At 65.1% G+C, this 1,537-nt stretch carries 3 protein-coding genes; 2 read left to right on the top strand and 1 reads right to left on the bottom strand.

Going from position 1 to position 1,537, the window contains the following annotated elements:
* A partial coding sequence (locus tag C2U70_RS24220) for a hypothetical protein (protein WP_140981143.1) occupies nt 1–238 on the bottom strand: 238 nt, incomplete at its 3' end.
* 113 nt (nt 239–351) lie between these two features.
* Here C2U70_RS24220 and C2U70_RS24225 point away from each other — a divergent pair.
* Both C2U70_RS24225 and C2U70_RS24230 read left to right on the top strand, forming a co-directional pair.
* Nucleotides 352–1,050: a helix-turn-helix transcriptional regulator gene (locus C2U70_RS24225; RefSeq protein WP_140981145.1), complete on the top strand. Its 699-nt coding sequence runs from the start codon at nt 352–354 to the stop codon at nt 1,048–1,050.
* A gap of 5 nt (nt 1,051–1,055) precedes the next feature.
* Nucleotides 1,056–1,370 carry a YkgJ family cysteine cluster protein gene (locus tag C2U70_RS24230; protein WP_186294439.1) on the top strand — a complete coding sequence of 105 codons (315 nt, stop codon included), beginning with the start codon at nt 1,056–1,058 and terminating at the stop codon, nt 1,368–1,370.
* Nucleotides 1,371–1,537 lie beyond the last annotated feature (167 nt).

A 1,537-nucleotide genomic window follows, 5' to 3' on the forward strand; every position in this document is an offset into this window, starting at 1 on the left:
CTGCCACCATGGTGGCAGCAGCCGTGATATCGTTTGCGGAGCGGGCGCCCTTCCAGGCGCGCCCCATGACGTGCCGGACCAGCGCGTTCGACGCCTGGGTCAAGGCGCGCGTCACCAGCGCAATCAGTGCGACCCGGAGGTCAGGGACCGTGAGATCGAACGAGACAAGGCGCCCCAGCGCCCACAGATGCGCCCGCCCCAATGGGCCGGCGATGCCGAGATGGATCGGAGTGAACATGGACAATTCCTCTTCAGTCGAAGCGTTGTCCCGGTATAGAACCCCCCTGCTGCCAACATCCTGTCAGCAGCAGCGCGACGGTTTTTGAGCGGCTCGCAAAAAAGAGAAAAGTCATGAGACGCGCCGACCGGCTGTTTCAAATCATCCAGGTGCTGCGTCGCAGCCGCAAACCATTGACCGCGGATGCGATCGCGGCCGAGCTCGAAACATCGAAGCGCACCGTGTACCGCGATATCGCAACGCTGATCGGCCAGCGCGTGCCGATCCGCGGCGAAGCCGGCATGGGCTACATCCTGGAAAAGGGATTTGACCTGCCGCCCTTGATGCTGACGCCCGACGAGATCGAGGCGGCGGTGCTGGGCGCACAATGGGTCGCGGGCCATGCCGACACCGCGCTGGCCCGCGCCGCCGAAGATCTGATGGCCAAGATCGCCGACACTGTCCCTGAGCGCCTGCGTCCCTTCGTGCTGGAGCCGGCGAGCCGCGCGCGGCCGAGCTGGAATCGCGAACCGGATCGCATGGACATGGTGCGCACGCGCACGCAGATCCACGAGGGCAAGAAGATCACGCTGCGCTATCGCGACGAGCAGGGCCGCGACAGCCAGCGCACGATCTGGCCAATTGCAGTCGGCTATCTCGAAGCCGTGCGCCTGCTGGCTGCCTGGTGCGAGCTGCGCAGCGATTTTCGCAGCTTTCGCACCGACCGCGTCATCGACGCCACCTACCTCGAAGAGAGATATCCAGAGCGGCGCGACGTGCTGCGCGCAAAGTGGCGGCAGAGCCTGGTCTGGGGTCCACCCAAGGACAATTGAGCTTCATGGACGAAACGGCCGCGATCGATCTGTCAAACCTCTGCCAAAGCTGCGGCGCCTGCTGCGGCTATTCCGCGAACTGGCCGCGCTTCTCGATCGAAAGCGACGAGGAGCTCGACAAGATTCCGGCAGCCTTCGTCAACGACCGGCAGTCCGGCATGCGCTGCGACGGCGACCGCTGCTCGGCGCTGCGAGGCAAGATCGGGGAACAGACGTCGTGCGGGATCTATACGGTGCGGCCGGAGGTGTGCCGCACCTGCATGCCGGGCGACGCGGAGTGCGCGATGGCGCGGCGGAAATTTGGGTTGCCGGCGATTTAGGGTTTGAAGAGATTAGGTTTCGGTGCGAACCGCGAAGCGGTGCGCTCCCTCTCCCGCTTGCGGGCGGAGCAACTGCACTCCCGGAGAGCACGCACGCGTAGACGTTTCCACACCGTCATGGCCGGGCTTGTCCCGCCCATCCACGACCTTTCCCGCAGCGCCAAGAA

This window comes from Bradyrhizobium guangdongense (assembly GCF_006483445.1).
In the GTDB taxonomy this organism is placed as follows: Bacteria; Pseudomonadota; Alphaproteobacteria; order Rhizobiales; family Xanthobacteraceae; genus Bradyrhizobium; species Bradyrhizobium guangdongense_A.